The sequence below is a fragment of the Catellatospora sp. TT07R-123 genome (assembly GCF_018327705.1).
Taxonomy (GTDB): domain Bacteria; phylum Actinomycetota; class Actinomycetes; order Mycobacteriales; family Micromonosporaceae; genus Catellatospora.
In genome coordinates, this window is sequence record NZ_BNEM01000001.1 from 435,033 (window position 1) to 453,604 (window position 18,572).

At 71.5% G+C, this 18,572-nt stretch carries 12 protein-coding genes; 8 read left to right on the plus strand and 4 right to left on the minus strand.

Annotated elements, in window-relative coordinates:
• The first annotated feature begins 103 nt into the window (after positions 1–103).
• Positions 104–1,126, plus strand: a complete 1,023-nt coding sequence (locus Cs7R123_RS01860; RefSeq protein ID WP_212822956.1) for a LacI family DNA-binding transcriptional regulator — start codon at positions 104–106, stop codon at positions 1,124–1,126.
• Positions 1,127–1,210: 84 nt separating this feature from the next.
• Here the strand turns inward: Cs7R123_RS01860 and Cs7R123_RS01865 are convergent, their stop codons facing one another.
• The 3 genes from Cs7R123_RS01865 to Cs7R123_RS01875 all read right to left on the minus strand — a co-directional run bounded on the left by Cs7R123_RS01865 (position 1,211) and on the right by Cs7R123_RS01875 (position 9,063).
• On the minus strand, positions 1,211–4,519 hold the full coding sequence (locus tag Cs7R123_RS01865) for a discoidin domain-containing protein (RefSeq protein WP_212822957.1): 3,309 nt from the start codon (positions 4,517–4,519) through the stop codon (positions 1,211–1,213).
• A gap of 79 nt (positions 4,520–4,598) precedes the next feature.
• Positions 4,599–7,493, minus strand: a complete 2,895-nt coding sequence (locus tag Cs7R123_RS01870; protein ID WP_212822958.1) for a discoidin domain-containing protein — start codon at positions 7,491–7,493, stop codon at positions 4,599–4,601.
• A 343-nt stretch (positions 7,494–7,836) separates the two neighbouring features.
• Complete coding sequence (locus Cs7R123_RS01875; protein WP_212822959.1) at positions 7,837–9,063, minus strand: ROK family transcriptional regulator; 1,227 nt, start codon at positions 9,061–9,063, stop codon at positions 7,837–7,839.
• A gap of 79 nt (positions 9,064–9,142) precedes the next feature.
• On the opposite strand from Cs7R123_RS01875, the gene Cs7R123_RS01880 reads away from it, so the two are divergent.
• The 6 genes from Cs7R123_RS01880 to Cs7R123_RS01905 all read left to right on the plus strand — a co-directional run bounded on the left by Cs7R123_RS01880 (position 9,143) and on the right by Cs7R123_RS01905 (position 16,868).
• Positions 9,143–10,000 carry a LacI family DNA-binding transcriptional regulator gene (locus tag Cs7R123_RS01880; protein WP_212822961.1) on the plus strand — a complete coding sequence of 286 codons (858 nt, stop codon included), beginning with the start codon at positions 9,143–9,145 and terminating at the stop codon, positions 9,998–10,000.
• Positions 10,001–10,196: 196 nt separating this feature from the next.
• Positions 10,197–11,504 (plus strand): ABC transporter substrate-binding protein, encoded by a 1,308-nt coding sequence (locus tag Cs7R123_RS01885; RefSeq protein ID WP_212822963.1) that lies wholly within the window; start codon positions 10,197–10,199, stop codon positions 11,502–11,504.
• A gap of 66 nt (positions 11,505–11,570) precedes the next feature.
• On the plus strand, positions 11,571–12,536 hold the full coding sequence (locus tag Cs7R123_RS01890) for a carbohydrate ABC transporter permease (RefSeq protein ID WP_212822964.1): 966 nt from the start codon (positions 11,571–11,573) through the stop codon (positions 12,534–12,536).
• The gene (locus Cs7R123_RS01895) at positions 12,533–13,372 is read left to right on the plus strand and encodes a carbohydrate ABC transporter permease (RefSeq protein WP_212822966.1); all 840 of its coding nucleotides are present in this window, start codon (positions 12,533–12,535) and stop codon (positions 13,370–13,372) included. Before Cs7R123_RS01890 ends, Cs7R123_RS01895 begins: the two co-directional genes overlap by 4 nt.
• Positions 13,369–15,936: a glycoside hydrolase family 2 protein gene (locus Cs7R123_RS01900; protein WP_212822968.1), complete on the plus strand. Its 2,568-nt coding sequence runs from the start codon at positions 13,369–13,371 to the stop codon at positions 15,934–15,936. The genes Cs7R123_RS01895 and Cs7R123_RS01900 overlap by 4 nt, the downstream gene beginning before the upstream one ends.
• On the plus strand, positions 15,933–16,868 hold the full coding sequence (locus Cs7R123_RS01905; protein WP_212822970.1) for an ROK family protein: 936 nt from the start codon (positions 15,933–15,935) through the stop codon (positions 16,866–16,868). Before Cs7R123_RS01900 ends, Cs7R123_RS01905 begins: the two co-directional genes overlap by 4 nt.
• A 122-nt stretch (positions 16,869–16,990) precedes the next feature.
• Here the strand turns inward: Cs7R123_RS01905 and Cs7R123_RS01910 are convergent, their stop codons facing one another.
• Positions 16,991–17,335 (minus strand): cupin domain-containing protein, encoded by a 345-nt coding sequence (locus Cs7R123_RS01910; RefSeq protein ID WP_212822972.1) that lies wholly within the window; start codon positions 17,333–17,335, stop codon positions 16,991–16,993.
• A gap of 203 nt (positions 17,336–17,538) precedes the next feature.
• On the opposite strand from Cs7R123_RS01910, the gene Cs7R123_RS01915 reads away from it, so the two are divergent.
• A complete protein-coding gene (locus Cs7R123_RS01915) occupies positions 17,539–18,546 on the plus strand; it encodes a LacI family DNA-binding transcriptional regulator (protein WP_212822974.1) in 1,008 nt (335 codons plus the stop codon).
• The last annotated feature ends 26 nt before the right edge of the window (positions 18,547–18,572 follow it).

Genomic DNA, 18,572 nt, shown 5'->3' on the forward strand with positions numbered 1-18,572 from the left:
GTACACACGGCGCCTGGAGGTATCTCGGCCAGGCGTGTGTGCACGTGCACACATTAGGGTCGGCGCCTACGGCGGTCAAGAGCGGAAAAGTTAGAGTAGCGACGTGCAGGACCAGGGCAGCCCTTCGAAGCGGGCCACGGCGCATGACATCGCGACCGCCGCGGGCGTCTCCCGGGGGACGGTCAGCCGCGCCCTCAACGGCGGCTACGTCTCCGCGGCCGCCCGCGCCGCCATCGCGGCCGCCATCGCCGACCTCGGATACGCACCCAACACCGCCGCGCGCAGCCTCGTCATGCAGCGCTCGCAGGCCGTGGGCTTCCTCGTGCTCGAACCACACACCCTGCTGCTGGAGGACCCGAACATCGGCGCGATCATGCTCGGCGCCAACGCGGTGCTGTCCGCCGCCGACTACCAGATGGTCAACCTCGTCGTCGACTCGGCCAAGGACACCGAGCGGATCACCAAGTACCTCGGCGGACGGTTCGTCGACGGTGCCATCATCGTGTCGGCCCGAGCCGACGACCCCATCACCCGCGTCGTGGCGGAGCTGGCGCTGCCGGCCACCTTCGTCGGCCACCCGCCGAACCTCCAGCAGGGCGTCCCGTTCGTCGGGATCGACAACGTCGGCTCCGCGCGGGCGATCACCGAACGCCTCGTCGCCACCGGCCGGCAGCGGATCGGCATGATCGCCGCCGCCGTGGACCGCGACTCCGGCACCGATCGACTGACCGGCTTCCAGCAGGCACTGGCCGACCGCTTCGATCCGCGGCTGGTGGCGCAGGTCCCGTTCTACGACTACACCTCCGGCATGGAGGGCATGCGGACTCTGCTCGAACGCGACCCCCGCATCGACGGCGTCTTCGCCGCCTCGGACGTGGTCGCCGCAGGTGCGCTGCAGGTGCTGCGCGAGGCGGGCCGAGCGGTGCCGGCCGACGTCGGCGTCGTCGGCTTCGACGACAGCCCGTGGGCCCTGCGCACGACGCCGCCCCTGTCGACCGTGCACCAGCCGGCCAAGGACATCGGCGCCCGCGCGGCGGAGCTGGTGCTGCGGCAGCTGAAGGGCCAGCAGGTCGAAGCCACCGGCGTCTTCCTGCCCACCCCCGTGGTGTGGCGCGCTTCCGCCTGACCCGGGCACGCCCTCGGCCCGGCATGCGGGGCTGCCGCCCGCCCGCTCGGCCGAAGCCGGCGGGCGAGCAGCAGCCCGGACGGGTCATGGCCGGGTGCCGGTGACCTCCATCTCCCAGATCGAGTAGCCCCACTGCCCGGACAGCTGGGTGCCCTGCATCCGCACGTAGCGGGTGTCGACGTTCAGGCCGATGTCGTCGCGGCCGCCGTCACCGGCGGTCTGGGTGTACACGTCGGTCCAGGTCTGGCCGTCGGGCGAGGTCTGGATCCGGTAGCCGCGCGCGTACGAGTCCTCCCACTGGATGCCGACGCCGGTGACGTGGCAGGTGGCGCCGAGGTCGACCTGCACCCAGTTGGCCGCGTTCTGGTTGGCGCTCCAGCGGCTGCCGGGATTGCCGTCGAACGCCATCGCGGCGCTCTGCGCGGCGCTGGACTCCGACGAGGCCAGCGCGGGCCGGTTCAGGGCCAGGTTGCCGCTCGTGCCCCCGAAGGTCAGGTCGATGGTGACCTGCTGGTTGGCGCGCAGCGGCAGCACCCGGGCGATGCCGCCCAGCGGCGAGCTCTGGATCGCGATGTTGCCGCTGGAGATCGACTGGATCCCGGCCCGCTCGATGAGGGTGAGGTTCTGGTCGATGGCCGAGGTCAGCGTCACCTTCGCGGTCCGGTTGTCGGTGTTCCAGTCCAGCCGGTCGATGGTGAACCGGCTCTTGCCGAGCATCCCGGTGACGGTGCCGCGGTTGAGCCCGTTCGGCACGGCCGGCAGCAGTTCGAGCGTGCCCGGACCGCTGGTGGCCAGCATCTCCATCATGATCGTCGGTACGGAGTTGACGACGTCGGTGGCGAACACCCCGTGCGCGTTGTAGTGCGAGGTCGCCATGCTGGTGTAGTAGTAGTCGTCCTTGGCGAAGCGCAGCAGCTTGGCGCCGACCGACGCCGCGTTGTTCAGGTTCGCGGCGATCAGTGCCCCGTGCAGCAGGCCGTGGCCCGCGTTCTCGTAGCTGCCGCCGTCCTTGCGCTGCAGGAAGGCGCGGGCCGCGTTGTACTGCGCCAGGTTCTTCTCCGGGGTGATCTCCTTGTACGGCCAGACGGGCATCAGGCCGCTGGAGTGCCGGTGCTGGTACTGGTTCTTGTTGGCCAGATCGGGCCAGGCCCACTCGGCCAGCGCACCGTCGTTGTTGATCAGGTAGGGCGGCAGGTTGTCCAGCCGCTCCTGCCAGACCGGGATCTTGGCCTGGTCCCGCCCGAGGGTCCGGCTCGTCTCGATCAGGGTGGACAGGGCGAACCGGGCGCCGGAGATGTCGTACACGGAGTTGACGGTCAGCGGAACGCCGCCCGCGGGGCGGTTCTCCGGGGAGATCGACCCGGCGAAGACGTACTTGCCGTTGCCGTCCTTGCGGACGAGGAAGTCCTCGTAGAAGTCGCCCATGTCGCGGATCAGCGGGTAGTACTGCTGCTCCAGGAAGGTCCGGTCCCCCGTGATCTGGTAGTACTCCCAGAACGGGTAGAGCAGCCAGGACTCGCCGCCGGTGACGTACTGGTACGGGTAGTCGAAGTTGATGTTGGAGATGAGGCCCTCGCCGTTGGGGGTGTTGCCGCCGGTCAGCATGCCGCGGGTGCCGAGCAGCTTCTGGGCGTTGGTGCGGAAGTCGGCCTGCCACTGCTTGTTGAGCCAGAAGTAGCCGGCCATGGCCTCGGGCATGTTGCCGATGTTGCCGCCGGAGATCTGCAGGTTGAGGTTGGCGTCGAGGTGGTAGTAGCCGTCCCAGCCGACGTTGCTGTCGCCGGTCCAGTTGCCGAGCAGGTCCGGTGCGGCCGTGGCGTTGCTGGAGCCGAGCAGGTGGTACCGGCCGGAGTAGAACATCCGCTCGAACAGGGCCGCGTTCGGCACCGCCGCGGTCTTCTGCTCGGCGAGCAGCTGCTCGGTGGACTTGGCCCGGTCGGTGGCGCCGGCCCCGAGGTCGAGCGAGACCCGGTTGAAGATCGCCTGATGGTTGCCCACGTGCCGGCTGAGCAGGGTGTCGTAGCTGCCGGACAGGCCCGACAGCCGGGTCTGCAGCGTCTGGCGGTTCCACTCCGTCTCGGCGGTCACCCCGCCCTGGTAGGTGCCGTCGTAACGCTGGGTCTGCGACAGCAGCAGCACGTAGGTGGCGTTGGTGACCGACACGTTCGTGCCGCTCATCGCCTTGGTCCCGTCGGTCACGATCCGGGTGACGCCCTCGTAGCCCGCGTTGTAGGTGCCGGCGGCGTACTTGGCCCGCAGGTCGAGGAAGCCGGTGCTGGAGTTGTTGGTATAGGTGACGCCCTTGTTGATCAGGTTCATGCCCGGGTCGATGGACAGGCCGAGGGTGACGTTGAGGCGCTGCCCGGCCGGGGCGGGCAGGTACTGCACCGTGGCGCCGTCCACCCGGGACACGAACGAATCCCGCTTCCAGGTGCCCTTGTCGTCGGTCCAGTTGACCGACACCACGCCGGAGGCGTAGTCGGTGGACCGGGAGTAGTCGCGGATGGTGCCGCTGTCGGGCAGCTGGATCGTCATCTTGAACCCGGGGTGCTTGCTGCCCTCGCCGCCGCCCTGGTATCCCTGCACGTCGGCGGCGAGCTGGTTGGCGCCCTGGTAGTTGCCCGACAGCAGCAGGTCGCGGACGCGGTTGAGGTTGTCCGGGCTGACCGTGTTGAAGGTGCGGTGCGGCCGGGCCTCGGTCCGCGCCATGAAGAAGTCCTTGTCGTCGAAGACGACGGTGTCGTTGCGCGGGTTGCCGAAGACGATGATGCCCTGCTTGCCGTTGCCGGCCAGCAGCCCGTCCTCCCACGCGTCGTAGGTCTGCGGGTAGGTGGTCGACCGGGCGACGGTCGCGCTGCCGCCTCCGCCGCCGCCTCCCCCGCCGCCGCCGGCGTCGCCGTAGACCTCGAACTCGTACAGCGAGTAGCCCCACTGGGTGTTCGGGGTGACGCCCTGCATGCGCACGTAGCGGGTGGTCCGGCCGATCGTCACGGTCTCGGTGCCGCCGGTGCCGGTGGTGGTGGAGTAGACGTCCTGCCACTGGGTCGCGTTGTCCGACACCTGGAGCCTGTAGCCGCGGGCGTAGGCGGTCTCCCACTTCAGCACCGCCCGGCTCACGCTGAACGCGCCGCCGAGGTCGACCTGGATCCAGGCGTTGTTGTCGTTGCTGTGGTCGCTGGACCAGCGCGAGGTCGCGTTGCCGTCGATCGCCTTGTCGGCGGTCAGCGTGCCGTCCTGGTAGGAGGCGGTCGCGCGGGCGCTCGCGCTCAGGGCCAGGTTCGACTCGGCAGCCTGGGCGGCCGTGGTGAACGTGGTCGAGGCGAGGACGAGCACCGCGCCGAGGGTCGCGCCGAGCAGCCGCCGGGCGACGGGGGCCGGCGCTGATCGGAGCATGGGTCGGTTCATGGGTTCCCTTTCGGAGGCGAACCTGGCGTGGCCGGGCCTGCGGGCGGGCCCGGCCACTGGCCGGGGATCAGGCGGTGGCGAGGTCGAACTGCTCGGCGGTGCCGACGGTGTCGCTGCCGGCGAGCAGCGGCTGGGCGCCGCCGCCGGGTGCGGTCACGTACCTGTTGTTGACCGTCGCGCGCAGGCTGACGGTCCCGTTGGCGTTGGTGATCCGCTGGAACGTCTCCCAGGCGCCCGCCGAGGCGCGGTTGGCGATGAGGGCGGCCGCGCCGCCGTTCTCGGCGCAGACGTACATGCCGTTGGACTTGGCGCGCAGGGCGATGTTGCCGCCGCCCAGGTCGATCACGTCGAAGCGCTGTGCCGTGTCGGCGGTGCCCGCGTCGGCGATCAGCGGTGAGGAGCCGGCCGTGACGTAGCGGCTGTTGACGCGGGCGCGCAGGCTGGTGCCGGTGGCGCCGGTGGTGGTGACGCGCAGGGAGGAGATGGCGTCGTTGTTGCCGGTGCTGACCAGGTTGGGGTTGTCGGCGGTGAAGGTCCAGGCCGTGCCCGCGAAGCCCGCGTCGGCGTACCCGGTGACGGTGTAGCCGGACGGGACCCGGATCGAGGAGACGCTGTCGTTGGCGATGCCCGCCGCCTGCAGCTGTGCCAGGTCGTAGTTGCCGACCGCGAGGGTCGAACCGGTGCCCGCGTAGTTGGCGTCACCGTAGAACGTCGGCCCGGTGGCACCGCTGGCGGCTTCGCCGTAGACCTCGAACTCGTACAGCGAGTAGCCCCACTGGGTGTTCGGGGTGACGCCCTGCATGCGCACGTACCGGGCGGTCCGGTTCACGGCCACCGTCTCGGTGCCGCCGGTGCCGGTGGTGGTCGAGTAGACGTCCTGCCACTGGGTCGCGTTGTCCGACACCTGGAGCTTGTATCCCCGCGCGTAGGCGGCCTCCCACTTCAGCACCGTGCGGCTCACGTTGAATGATCCGCCCAGGTCGATGTAGATCCAGGCGCTGTTGTCGCCGCTGTGGTCGCTGGACCAGCGGGAGGTGGCGTTGCCGTCGATCGCCCTGTCGGCGGTCAGCGTCCCGTCCTGGTACGACGCGACCGCTCGCGCGCCCGCGCCCAGCGACAGGTTCGTCTCCCCGGCCGGCGGCGCGGGCGGGGTGGGCACGGTCTGGCCCGCGGGCGGCCACAGGGTGAAGGAGTTGGCGCCGCTGCGGGCCTCGGCGAACGGCCCGGCCATGGTGTTGCCGGTGTTGATCGCGTTGCCGAAGAAGTCGGTGGTCACGTCGGCGGCGATGCTCTCGCCCGCCAGCGGGATGGTGCCGACGCGGGCGCGGGTGACCGGGGTGAGGCCGCTGATGCCGGTGGTGTTGAGGTCGAAGTTGAGCTGCAGGGACGTGTTCGTGGCCGTGTACCGCAGGTTGGACACGGCGTTGCTGACGTTGCCCTCCTTGACGTGGGTCTTGTTCGTCGCGTTGTTCGGCAGCGCCGAGCCCTGAACGAGGTTGTTGTACCAGTGGAACCGCTGCGTGGCGGTGTTGGCAGTCGACTCGTTCATGGTGCCGGGCTGGAAGTAGTACGCGTCCCGGCCGCCGCCGTCGATGTTGATGTTGCCGTTGTCGACGAACAGGTTGTTGGCGAACACGATCCCGGTGGCGTCGAGCGTGCGGATGTCGCGGTTGCCGATGAAGACGTTGTTGTCGACGAGGACGGGCCCGAAGACGGCCTCGGCGTAGTATCCCCACGGGGCGTTCATGACGATGTTGCCGGTGACGCGGACGTTCTGGTTGCCCCAGTCGGTCCAGATGCCCGCGGAGTTGCCGCCCTGCGAGTTGCGGATGTAGTTGCCCTTGATCAGGCCCTCGTTCATGTAGTGGACCTTGATCGGGGCGGTCTCGGCGCCGCTGAACTCGTTGCGGTAGTTCGTGTCCTCGATCCGGTTGTAGAGCAGGTCGGAGTTCCACGAGAACACGCCCGCGATGCCGGACTGGCCGGACTTGGCGATGTAGTTGTTGCGCACGATGTGCGAGCCGTACTGGCTGGTGTTGTGGAAGTGGGTCCGGGTGTTGCCGGGCCGGTTGCCCGCCCACTCGTCGTTGCCGAGCCCGATGTCGATGCCGATGGTGCGGGCGTTGATCACGATGTTGTTCTCGATGATCCACCGCAGGCCGCCGTTGACGCTGATGGCGCCGGCCTGGCTGCGGGTCGGGCTGCTGGGGAAGTCGGAGTAGGTGTTGGCCGCGTGCTTGACGGTGAAGCCGCGGACGGTGAGGTAGCCCAGGCCCCACGCGTCGGGGGCGAACACCTGGCGGCGCACGTTGATCTCGGCGAGCCGGGCGTTGGGGTCGGCGGTGCCGAAGTTGGCGTAGATCGTGGTGTTGCCGCTCACGACCTCGGCGTACCAGGTGTCGGCGCCGTTCTGGACCTCGGCCAGCGTGCTCTTCTGCCGGTACGCCTGCTCGTCGAGGTAGACGTCACCGGCGGTGTAGACGGGGAAGAAGTCCCCGCCGCCGCCGTTGGGCTGCCTGGTGGCGTAGGGGTTGTAGGCGCCGAAGTAGCCGCTCGCCAGGGTGGCCCGCCAGACGTTGCCGCTGCTGCGGGTCCAGCTGTTGACCTCTTCGGAGCCCTTGATGACCACCTCGCCGTCACCGGCGTTGGTGTAGGTGATGCGGCTGGCCTCGTCGGTGCCGCCGCGAGCCGGCTTGACGGTCTCGCGGTAGAGGCCCGCGTGCACGATGACCGTGTCTCCGGGCTGGGCGTCCTGGGCCGCGCGGTTGATGGTCAGGTACGGCGCGGCCGAGGTGCCCGCGGCCGAGTCGCTGCCGTTCTTGGCGACGTGGATGGCGCGTCCGGCCGCGGCGGCCGGTGTGGCGAGCTGGGGAACGGCTGCTAGGGCCAGCGCCGTCAGGGCCACGGCGAGCAATCGTGTCCCGGCCGCGGGTACGGCCGAGCGGGGCGGTCTGCGGTACATGGGCACTCCTCATAGGTGGACGCGGTGCGGGCGGCCCGGCCGACCGTGGTCGGGCCGCGCCGCTGGGCCGGAGGTCCCGGATGTGCGTCGCACCGGGCGGTGGGGCCGCCGGTGCTCGGGCGATGGGGGGCGGGTGTGCACGGCGCGTGCCCTGGAGAGCGATGTGGACGTCAGGCATGCGTCGGTGGGGGGCGGCGGGTCCGGCACCGGCACCGCGTACAGGGTTTCTGCGGGGTTACATTATTAATCTATGATTCAACCGGCCGTCAAGAGCCACATCGGACTGACGGCATCCGGGCACGGCGAAGCCCGTCCCGCCGGCCCGGCGGACGAGCGGGGTTCCCTACTCGGGGGCGGTGACCTTGGGCCCGTGGCCGGGCGCGACCGCCCCTTGCAGGACGAGGGCCGCGCCGCCGACCGCCGCGGAGTCGCGCGGGTTGCTCGACAGGTCCACCTGCACGCCGTGGATCTGCCGGGAGTACGCCCGCCGCGACAGGTAGTGGCGGATCTGGGTGACGTAGATCGACCCGGCGACGGCGAACCCCGGCCCGGCCAGCACCAGCGTGTCCAGGTCCCAGATGTTGGCCAGGGTCACGGCGCCCTCGGCGAGCAGCCGGGCCGAGGCGTCCAGCAGCGCGTACGCCTCGCCGTCGCCGTAGATCGCGGCGCGGGCCAGGATGTCGAACGCCCGCGCGTCGGGGTCCTCGGGCCGGATGTCGAGCCGGGCGGCCAGCGCCGGCATGGATCGGGCCTGCTCGGCGAGCACGCCGGGGGCGGCGTACTGCTCCAGGCAGCCGTGGTTGCCGCAGTGGCACGACCTGCCGTCGCGGACCACGGCCACGTGGCCGATCTTGCCCGCGTTGGAGCCCGCCCCGCGGTGCAGCGCACCGTCGAGCACGACCCCGGAGCCGATCGCGGAGTTCATGTACAGGCAGCCGAAGGTCCGCTCGCGCGAGACCTGCCGCCCCCAGAACTCGCCGACGGCGGCCGCGGCCGCGTCGCTGTCGATGAGCACGGGCACACCCAGCCGTTCGGCGAGGGCGTCGCGCAGGTCGAGTTCGGCCCAGTCCTCCAGGCCCGGCAGGGCCAGGAACCTGCCCTGGGCGACGTCGACGGGGCCGGGGCCGACCACGGCGAGCCCGGCCACGCTCTGCGGCAGCAGGCCGAGGCCCTCGGTCACATCGCGGTGCAGCGCGGCCAGGCGGTCGACGGCGGCATCGGGTTTCTCGCCGACGGGCCGGGCGACGAGCTGGCGGCCGACCGTGCCGCCGCGGGTGTCGGTCACCACGCAGGTGAACGCGTCGGCGGCGACGTGGATGCCCACGCCGTAGGCGGCGTGGGAGTTGATGACCAGCAGGATGCGCGGCTTGCCGCCGGTGGACACGGTCGCGCCGGTCTCGCGGACCACGCCGTCGTCGATGAGCCGGCGGACGATGATGGAGATCGTCGGCTGGGTCAGCCCGGTCGCCTGGACGAGCTCGGCGCGGCTGATCGGCCCGGCGGAGCGGATGAGGTCGACGATGAGCGCCCGGCTGCCGGGCCCGGCCGCCGCAGACTCCCTTCGCGCCACTCGCGACCACCTTCCGCCTTCGTCTCCGTCTGGCACCACTACGTTACGGAGCGAGAGTAGTCGACGTGAGGAGACCGCGATGGCACCGACCGGGACGAACCACCGCCCGCTGCCCGGCACGCCCGTGGGCCTGGCCCTGGTGCGGGACGCCGAGGTGCTGGGGGCCGAGCCGTTCTTCCACGAGTTCATCGCCGGCATGGAGCGGGTGCTGGTGCCGCAGGGTGTGCCGGTGCTGTTGCAGGTGGTGGCCACGGTGGAGCAGGCCGGTGACCGCATCCGGGCCTGGGCGGCCGGGCGGCAGGTCCAGGGCACGATCCTGATCGACCTGCTGCCGGGCGACGAGCGGGTCGCACTGGTCAAGAAGCTGGGCATGCCGACGGTCGTGGTGGGCGACCCGGTCACCGCGGCAGGGCTGCCGACGGTGTGGACCCAGGACGAGGTGGCCATGCGCGACGTGGTGGCCGCGCTGGTCGAGGGGGGTCACACGCATCTGGGCCATGTCACCGGCCCGGCGCAGATGGCGCACACGATCATCCGAAGCCGCACCTTCGACGCGGTCGCCGCCGAGCACGGTGCGCGGGCCACGACGTTCGACGGCGACTACTCCGAGACCGCGGGGCGTCGTGCCGTGTCGGAGCTGGCCGGGTTCGAGGACCGGCCGACGGCGCTGGTGTTCGACAACGACGTGATGGCGCTGGGCGCGCTGTACGAGGCGAGGCGCCTGGAGCTGGCCGTTCCCGGGGACCTGTGCCTGGTGGCGTGGGACGACTCGGCGCTGTGCCAGCTGGCCGATCCGCCGCTGAGCGCGGTCAGCCACGACGTGCAGGCGCTCGGGGAGCTGGTGGGTGGCGTGATGGCGGAAGTCCTGATCGGCCGAACGCCCGAGCCGGTCCTGGCCCGTCCCGCCGCCCTGGTCACCCGGGGCTCAGGCCTGTAGGAACCTTTCATAGATTAAAAATCTTACTGGTTGACTTTGAGGGTTTCGGTACTGCACGCTGTGGGCCAGCACCGCCAGCGCAACGTCCATGCAACGCCTCAGAAACCCCGGACACGCCGTCCGGGGCAGCGAACCGGGCGCCGATGCCTCCCTGCGGCCGACCCGGGTTCCTCCGTCAACATGTAAAGGAAGCTCCATGGACCATCGCACCACCGCCAGGGCGAGCCGGGCCGCGACCGCGGCCGTCCTCGGCGCGCTCCTGCTGGCCCCGGCCCTGGCCGCCTGCGGCTCCGACGAGCCCGCCGCCACCAGCAGCTCCATCGACGTCGTCACCCGGTGGACGGCCGGCAACTCGGCGGCCGCGGCGCAGAAGCACGTACTGGACGCCTACACCGCCGACACCGGCGTCACCGTGAACCTCACCGAGGGCCTGGAGACCATCGACGACCAGGTCGAGAACGCCGTCGCGGCAGGAAAGTCGCCCGACCTGGTCATCGTCAACCTGTTCGACAAGACGCTGGGCTGGCTCGACGCGGGCGTCACCGTCCCCGTCGACGGCTACCTCAAGGAGTGGGGCCTGGCGGACAAGCTCAAGCCCACCGCGCTCAACGAGTGGCGGGTCGGCGGCACCCCCGACGGCAAGCTCCAGGGCCTGCCGTTCTCCGGGTTCAGCTGGCCGCTGTGGTACAACACCGACCTGCTGACGAAGGCCGGTGTGGACAAGATCCCCGCCACCACCGACGAGCTCATCGCCGCCGCCGGCAAGCTGCGCGCCAAGGGCATCGGCCCGGTCATCGTCGGCGGCAACGACTGGACCGGGCAGAAGCTCTTCTACCAGATCGCACAGTCGTTCACCGACGCCGCGACCATGAAGAACGTCATGCAGAAGGGCGGCTACTGCTCGACCGCCACCGTCCTGAACGGCATCACGCTGTTCACCCAGCTGCGCGACGCCGGGGTCTTCGTCGACAACGCCGCCGGGCTCAAGGCCGACGACATGTACGCCTCGTTCTACTCCGGCAAGGCCGCGGTCATGCCGGGCGGCTCGTGGGCGTACACCGAGTCGGCCGCCTCCGGCACCGGGATCGAGAAGCACACCACCCTCGGCGGCTTTCCCATCCCGAGCGGTTCCACGTTCACCAAGCCCACCGCGTTCCAGGGCTTCACCGGCGTCGGCTTCATGATCACCAAGCGCGGCGCGGCGCCCGACCGCATCGACAACGTCCGCAAGCTGATCACGAAGTTCTACGAGGACGCGGCCGTCGGCGGCTTCGTCAAGGACGCCGGCATCCTGCCGTCGACCACCGGCGACTTCGCCTCGTACGCCACCGACCCGCTGCTGGCGCAGTCGGTCGGCCTGGACGCCAAGGCCGACTACGCGGTCCTGCCCGACGTCTGGATCGGCGCCGCCTCCGACCCGATCATCACGGTCCTGACCGGCGCCTACGGCAAGTCGACCCCGCAGCAGATCTGCGCGGACCTCGACAAGGCCACCAAGGGCTGACACCCGCCGACCGAGTGGGGGCCGCCCTCCCGGCGGCCCCCACTCCTGTCCCCGAGGAACCGCGACATGTCATCGACCAGCACGCTCACCAGACCCGCCGGGCCGCTCGCGACCCTCCCGCCCCGGACCGGCCGCGCCCGGCGGCGGCGCGGCCACCGCTTCCAGTCAGCCCGCGTCCTGTGGCTGACCGTCCCGTCCCTGGTCTGGTTCGTCACCTTCTCCATCGGACCGCTCGCCGCGATGTTCGTCATCGCCACCATGCGCTGGAAAGGCCTGCTGTACGAGCCGACCTACGTCGGCACCGACAACATCGGCCGCGTCCTGACCGACCCGACCTTCCACGCCGCCGTCCGCAACAGCCTCATCCAGGTCGCCGTCGCCGTCCCGGTGATGATCCCGCTGGCCTTCATGCTCGGCTACCACCTCAACACCAGACCCCGCGGCTACCGGCTGCTGTCGATCCTCTACTTCTCCCCCGGCCTCATCTCCATCTCCATCACCGGCATGATCTTCTACGGCGTGCTGTCGCCCAACGGCGGCGTCAACGGCCTGCTGCGGACCCTGGGTGCCGAGTCGTGGGCCACGCCGTGGCTGGCCGACCCGGGCACCGCGCTGGCCAGCCTCATCGCCATCGACCTGTGGCGCGGCGTCGGCTGGACCGCCGTCCTGTTCGCCGCCCGCCTGGCCAGCCTGCCCGCCGAGGTGATCGAAGCCGCCCAGATCGACGGCGCCGGCCGGATGCGCACCATGTGGCAGATCGCCTTCCCGATGACCATCGACTACGTCCGCACCATCACCATGCTGCAGTTCCTGTGGACCCTGTTCACCTCGGCCGCATTGATCCTGCTGCTCACCAAGGGCGGACCCGGCACGTCCTCGACGACGCTGTCCTACCTGGTCTACGCCAAAGCCTTCTCCCAACGCGACCTCGGCTACAGCCAGGTCGTCGGCGTCACGCTGCTCATCCTCGGCATCGGCGGCATGATCCTCATCCGCGCGCTGCTGCGCAGCTCCAAGGAGACCACCCGATGAAACCGCCTGCCCCGTCCCGCCGCCCCACCGGCAGATTCGCAACCACCCTGGCCTGGGCATACGCGCTGGTGCTCGCCGCGCCGCTGTACTACCTGGCGGCCAGTGCGCTGAAGACCAACATCGAGATCTTCACCCACCCGTTCGCGCTGCCCACCCGGTGGCTGTGGGAGAACTTCGGCACCGCCTGGCAGACCGCCGACCTCGGGCCCGCGCTGCTCAACTCCGCACTGATCTCCGTCGTGGCCATCGTGCTGACCCTCGGCCTGGCCGTGCCCGCCGCGTACGCGCTGGCCTACCGGGACAACCGGCTCGCCCGCATGATCACCGGCGTGTTCTCCGCCGGGTTCCTCATCCCGCCGTTCGCCGCGCTCATCCCCACCGTCATCCTCGCGATCAAGATGGGGCTGTTCTACACCCGCGAGTTCCAGATCCTGTTCCTGCCGGCCAGCGCCCTGCCCCTGTCGGTGCTGCTGCTCACCCAGTTCATGCGCACCGTGCCGCCGGCCTTGGTGGAGTCGGCGGCACTCGACGGCGCCGGGCACTGGCGGCTGCTGCGCAACGTCTACGTCCCGATCGCGATGCCCGGCATCGTCAGCGTGACGATCCTGCAGCTGCTGACCTTCTGGAACGAGTACCTGTTCTCCCTGACCATCACCGGCACCGCCGCCGACGTGCGCACCGCGCAGGTCGCCCTGCCGACCCTGCTGTCCGACGCCACCGACTACGGCGTGCTGGCGGCAGGCACCGTGCTGACCCTGCTGCCGGTCTACGTCGCGTACTCGCTGTCCAGCCGCCGCATGCAGGAGGCGCTCACCGCCGGGGCGGTGAAGGGATGACGCAGACCACGCAGGCCGTCACCGCGGCCGCGACCCGGCTCGACCTCGGCGGCACCTGGGAGCTGACCTGGTCGGCCGGACCGGACGACACCCCCGGCCCCGTCCGCACCGCGACCATCGCGGCGACCGTGCCCGGCCAGGTCCACACCGCGCTGCTCGACGCGGGCCTGCTCCCCGATCCCGACCTCGGGTGGGGCGAGCTGGCGCAGACCTGGGTCGGCCACTGCGAGTGGACCTACCGCAGGAACGTCCACTGGACGCCGGTCCCGGGCACGCGGACCGACCTCGTCGCCGACGGCCTGGACACGTTCGCCACCGTCCACGTCAACGGCCGGCCCGTCGGCACGGCCCGCGACCAGCATCTGGCCTACCGCTGGCAGGTCGACGAGGTCCTGGTGCCCGGCGACAACGTGATCGAGGTCCGGTTCTCCTCGGCCTGGGACGCCGCCCTGCGGCACGAACGCGCGCACGGGGCCCTGCCCAGTCCATACGACGAACCCTACGCCCACGTCCGCAAGACAGCCGCCAACTTCGGCTGGGACTGGGGACCGCACTTCGTCACCGCCGGGATCTGGCGCGACATCCGGCTGGAGACCTACACCGGCCGCATCGAGCACGTCCGGCCCCTGGTGGACCTGGCCGACGACCACCGCCACGCCCGGCTGACCTGCCACGTACGGGTCGACGCCCCGGCAGGCGCACTGGTCCGCGTCGACCTCACCGACCCGGCCGGTCTGCCGTGCGGATCGGCAGCCGGGACCGTCGACGAGGGCGAGGCCGCCGTCACCATCGCCGTCACCGACCCTGAACTCTGGTGGCCCACCGGCCTCGGCGCCCAGCCGCTGTACCGCGCGCACGTCGCACTCCAGCACGTCGGCGTCGTGCTGGACACTGCCGCCACCCGGCTCGGCGTACGCAGCGTCTCCGTCGAGGAGACCCCCGACCACCTCGGCACCCGGTGGGCCCTGGCCGTCAACGGCCGCACCGTGCGCGTCCGCGGCTACAACTGGATCCCCGACGACACCCTGCCCGCCCGTGCCACCCCCGAGCGCGTCACCGCACGCCTCGACCAGGCCCTGGCCGGCAATGCCAACCTGCTGCGCGTCTGGGGCGGCGGGCACTTCGCCACCGAGCAGTTCCTCGACGCGTGCGACGAACGCGGCCTGCTCGTCTGGCACGACTTCCTGTTCGCCTGCGCCGCCTACTGCGAAGACGACGACATGATCGAGCTGGTCACCGCCGAGGCCGAACAGGCCGTGGCCCGCATGTCGGCCCACCCCAGCCTCGTGCTGTGGTGCGGCGGCAATGAGACCGTACAGGGCTGGCACCACTGGAAGTGGGCCGACCAGGTCGGCACCCGGGGCTGGGGTGCCGCCTACTACCTCGACGTCCTGCCGGGCGTGCTGGCCCGGCTCGACCCGACCCGGCCGTACCTGCCGAACTCGCCGTGGTCGGGCAGCATCGACCGCGACCCGACCGCCGGCACCCACGGACCGAGCCACCTGTGGGACGCCTGGAACGAGGCCGACTACACCCACTACCGCGACCACGATCCGTCGTTCGTCGCCGAGATGGGCTGGTGCGGGCCGCCCGCCTGGACCACCCTCGCCCGCGCCACCGACGGCGAGACCCCGGGACCCGACTCGCCGCTGACCCGGCACCACCTGCGCGCCATCGACGGCATGCACAAACTGACCCGCGGGCTCCAGCCGCACGTGCCCGCCCCTGCCACCGGCCCCGACTGGCACCTCGCGACCCAGGTGGTCCAGGCCCGCGCGGTCTCGACCGGCGTCGAGTGGCTGCGCACCCGCGAACGCTGCGGCGGCGTGGTCATCTGGCAGCTCAACGACTGCTGGCCGGCGATCAGCTGGTCGGCCGTCGACCACGCCGGCATCGAGAAACCGCTCTGGCACGCCCTGCGCCGCTCGTTCGCCCCGCGCCTGGCCACCGTCCAGCCGGTCCAGCCCGGACCCACCCACGACCCGGCCGGGACGCGGGGGCTCGAACTCGTGCTCGTCAACGACTCACCCACCCCGTGGTCGCCTGACCTCGTGGTCCGCCGGGTCGCCCTCGACGGGCGCGAGCTGGCCCGCGGCCACCTCCAGCCCGCCTGCCCGGCCGGGCGCCTCGTCCGGCTGCCGCTCGGGCCTGAGATCGCCCTGCCCACCGACCCGTGTGCCGAGATCCTGGTCGTCGACACCGACGGCACCAGAGCGACCTGGGCCTACCGCCCGGAGCGGGACCTGACTCCCCCGCCGCCGGAACGGGAGGTCGGCGTCTCGGTCGTGGACGGAAGCCTGCGCATCGCGGTCGACGCCCGGACGATCCTGCGCGACGTGTGCGTCCTCGCCGACCTGCTCGCCGCGCCGCTCGGCCTCGCGCCGCACGAGCTCCGCGTCGACGACGCCCTCGTCACGCTGCTACCCGGGGAGAGGCACGTGTTCCACGTCAGCCGCCGCGACAGCCGCCCGGTCCCGGCCGCGTCGGCGGCGCTGATCGGCGCAAGGCTGCTCGACCAGGCCGTACGGTCGTTCGGCGAGGTCTCGCAGGCAGGCCCGCGATGAGGCGGGTACTGGCCGTGGACGTCGGCGGGACCAAGTTCGCCGCGGCGGTCGTCGCCGAGGACGGGACGATCCTCACCCGGTCCGAGCGGGTCCATCTGGGCGCCGAGCCGGACGGCGTCCTGGCCGACGTGGTCGCCGACGTGCTCGCCGGTCCCGTGGACGCGATCGGCGTCGGCACCGCGGGGCCGCTGGACCCCGTCCGCGGCACCGTGTCGCCGGTGAACATCCCGGCGTGGCGGGACTTTCCCCTGGCCGCCGTCGTACGGCAGCTGACCCCGGACCATCCCGCCGTGGCGATCGCGGGTGACGCGCAATGTATGGCCATCGGCGAATGCTGGCGCGGCGCCGCGCCCACGGGCCGGGCCGTGCTCGGGGTCGTGGTGTCCACCGGCGTCGGCGGCGGCCTGATCCTGGACGGCAGGCCGTACCTGGGGCCGACCGGCAACGCGGGTCAGCTCGGCCACATCACGGCCGACCCGGCCGGGCCGCCGTGCCCGTGCGGCAACCTGGGCTGTGTGGAGGTCCTCGCCAGCGGGCCCGCCCTGGTCCGGCACGCGCTGCGGCTGGGCTGGAAGCCGGAGGCGGCCGCGGACGGACCGGCGCTCGCGGCCGCCGCCGGGCGTGGCGACGCTGCCGCGGTCGCGGCGTTCGAGCGGGCCGGGGACGCCCTGGCGGTGGCGTTCCAGACCGCTGCGGCAATGTGCGATCTGGACTGCGTCGTCATCGGCGGCGGGGTGGCCGCCGCCGGACGGGTCCTGTTCGATCCGATCAGGCGGGCGCTGGCCCGCCGCGGCGGACTGGCCTTCGCGAGGCGGTTCGACGTCCGGGCCGGTGGCCTCGGGCGGGACGCGGGCCTGCTCGGTGCGGCGTCGCTCGCCTTGGCGCAGGCGTCCGCCGACGTGCGGTATCCCGCCGAGACCCTGTCAGCCTGACGTCGGGTCGCGGCGGACCTGGATCGCATCCGGGGCGGTCTGGCCTGGCAGCCGGATCCGCCCCGGATGCGATCCAGGTCCGCCGCCGGTATACGCCCGGGGTCGGCCCGCGCATCCGCGGGCTACCCGGCCCGTACGACGTCGACCGAGACCTCGACCGCGGGGACCGTCCCCCTGTTCTCCAGCCAGTGGAGCGTGTTCCGGTCCTCTGGCCAGCCCAGGCCCGGCCCGTATTCCGTGGTGGTCCCGTCGCGGTGGTCGGTGATCGTCCCCTGCAGCACGTAGACGGTCCCCGGCCTGCCCTTGTGGTCGTGGACCGGGCCGAAGACCCCGCCGGGCTCGATGGTCACCATGCGCATGCGGAGCTGGAACCCTTCCATACCCTCGATCTCGGGACCGAGATCGACGGTGGCCAGCAGTTCCACCGCGACGCCCCGGGTCTGCGGCATCGGCTGTCCATCGCTCATCATGCTGTCCTGTCCGTGAGTCTGACCTGCGGCTTCCGGCCTCCCGGGTTCGGGTGACCCCCACCCCGCGGGCATGGCTCCGATTATCAGCGCACCACGGCGCTCAGCGGCCCAGGCCTTCGCCCTTCTTCCCGTGAGAGCGCTCTCTCCCGTATGGTCGGAGTGCCGCCATCCCCGGACGCGGCGGAAGGTACGGGTGCGACATGAGCAGGTCCAAGCCGACGATCGACGACGTCGCGCGCATGGCGGGCGTGTCCCGGGCCACGGCGTCCCGGGTGATCAACAATGCGCCCGGAGCGTCCAACCCGTTGCGGGTGCGGGTGCACGAGGCGGTGGCCAAACTCAGCTACCAGCCCAACGAGGCGGCTCGCGCCCTGGCTTCCGGCCGCCCCCGGGCCGTCGACGTCATCGCCGTGACCTGCGATCCGCCCGGCGGCTGGCTGGGCTCGAACCCGTACTACAGCCGGGTCCTGGCCGGAATGATGCCGCTGATGAAGGGCGTGGGCGCACAGCTGCGGGTGCACGCCCTGAGCCCCGAGACGGCGGCCGAGGCACTGGACGAGATCGCCGCCGGGGTCACCCTCGGCGCCGTGCTGACCGACGTCCCCCCGGCGCTGGCCGCGCGCTTCCACCGCCGGTGCCGCCGCGTGGTCTCCCTGGTCCCGACCGCGGCCACGGTCCCGGCGATGGTCGCCGACAACGTCGGCGGGGCGTACGCGGCGGTGACGGAACTGCACCGCCTGGGCCGCCGCCGGATCGCGGCCGTCCACGGCCCGGCGATCAACACCTGCGCCGCCGATCGGCGCATCGGGCACCTGCGCGCCATCCAGCAGCTGGGGCTGGCCGACATCAGCACCGACGCCCCCTTCACCAGGGAAGCCGGCTACCACGCCGCCCAGCGGCTGCTGGAGCAGCACCCGGATCTCGACGCGGTATTCGTGGCCTGCGATCTGATGGCGGCAGGCGTGGTCCAGGCGCTCACGGCCGGCGGTCAGCGCGTGCCCGAGGACGTCTGCGTCATCGGGTTCGACGACAGTGTGGCCGCGATCTGCACGAACCCGCCGCTGACCACGATGCGCCTGCCGGTGGAGGAGATGGCCGCCGCCGCGGTGCGGCTGCTGCTGTCCGGCACCATCATGTCCGGCCAGCGCCAGCCGTTCCCGGCCGAACTCGTCCTGCGCCAGAGCACCGGCCACCTCACCGCCGTGTGATCATCACCCGCACAACCGGTCCGGCC

What these genes read in the sequence shown, in the direction of transcription:
- Cs7R123_RS01885 (WP_212822963.1), top strand. Translation starts at nt 10,197, where the DNA reads ATGGACCATCGCACCACCGCCAGGGCGAGCCGGGCCGCGACCGCGGCC.
- Cs7R123_RS01890 (WP_212822964.1), top strand. Translation starts at nt 11,571, where the DNA reads ATGTCATCGACCAGCACGCTCACCAGACCCGCCGGGCCGCTCGCGACC.
- Cs7R123_RS01865 (WP_212822957.1), bottom strand. Translation starts at nt 4,519, where the DNA reads ATGCTCCGATCAGCGCCGGCCCCCGTCGCCCGGCGGCTGCTCGGCGCG.
- Cs7R123_RS01900 (WP_212822968.1), top strand. Translation starts at nt 13,369, where the DNA reads ATGACGCAGACCACGCAGGCCGTCACCGCGGCCGCGACCCGGCTCGAC.
- Cs7R123_RS01910 (WP_212822972.1), bottom strand. Translation starts at nt 17,335, where the DNA reads ATGAGCGATGGACAGCCGATGCCGCAGACCCGGGGCGTCGCGGTGGAA.
- Cs7R123_RS01880 (WP_212822961.1), top strand. Translation starts at nt 9,143, where the DNA reads ATGGCACCGACCGGGACGAACCACCGCCCGCTGCCCGGCACGCCCGTG.
- Cs7R123_RS01895 (WP_212822966.1), top strand. Translation starts at nt 12,533, where the DNA reads ATGAAACCGCCTGCCCCGTCCCGCCGCCCCACCGGCAGATTCGCAACC.
- Cs7R123_RS01915 (WP_212822974.1), top strand. Translation starts at nt 17,539, where the DNA reads ATGAGCAGGTCCAAGCCGACGATCGACGACGTCGCGCGCATGGCGGGC.
- Cs7R123_RS01870 (WP_212822958.1), bottom strand. Translation starts at nt 7,493, where the DNA reads ATGTACCGCAGACCGCCCCGCTCGGCCGTACCCGCGGCCGGGACACGA.
- Cs7R123_RS01905 (WP_212822970.1), top strand. Translation starts at nt 15,933, where the DNA reads ATGAGGCGGGTACTGGCCGTGGACGTCGGCGGGACCAAGTTCGCCGCG.